Annotated in this window: 1 protein-coding gene; it reads left to right on the top strand. The window is 65.0% G+C overall.

All coding sequences use genetic code 11. The annotated features are described in order from the left end of the window. Positions 1–5 precede the first annotated feature (5 nt). Positions 6–571, top strand: a 566-nt coding sequence (locus MJ797_RS15795; protein ID WP_239335573.1) for a tetratricopeptide repeat protein, incomplete at its 3' end; no start/stop codon positions are given.

The raw sequence follows: 571 nt of genomic DNA, 5'->3' as shown, positions 1-571 counted from the left end.
CGTTGGTGTTGCAGATCCTGGGTCGGGCTGGTGAGGCTCTTCCGCTGTTGCAGCGGGCGTTGGCGATTGTCGAGGTTGTTTACGGTCCCGATCACCCGGAGGTCTCCACTGACCTGAACGACCTGGGGTTGGCGTTGCGGACCCTGGGTCGGGCTGGTGAGGCTCTTCCGCTGTTGCAGCGGGCGCTGGCGATTGCCGAGGTTGTTTACGGTCCCGATCACCCGGCCGTCGCTACTCGGCTGAACAGCCTGGGGCTGGTGTTGCAGGAGCTGGGTCGGGCTGGTGAGGCTCTTCCGCTGTTGCGGCGGGCGTTGGCGATCGTCGAGGCTGTTTACGGTCCCGATCATCCGGCCGTCTCCAACCGGCTGAACAACCTGGCGTCGACGTTGTGGACCTTGGGTCGGGCTGGTGAGGCTCTTCCGCTGTTGCAGCGGGCGTTGGCGATTGCTGAGGTTGTTTACGGCCCCGATCACCCGGAGGTCTCTACCTGGCTGAACAACCTGGCGTCGACGTTGTGGGCTCTGGGTCGGGCTGGTGAGGCTCTTCCGCTGTTGCGGCGGGCGTTGGCGAT

It is taken from the genome of Protofrankia sp. CiP3 (assembly GCF_917627345.1).
GTDB lineage: Bacteria > Actinomycetota > Actinomycetes > Frankiales > Frankiaceae > Protofrankia.
This window is presented reverse-complemented; position numbering and strand designations above follow the sequence as displayed.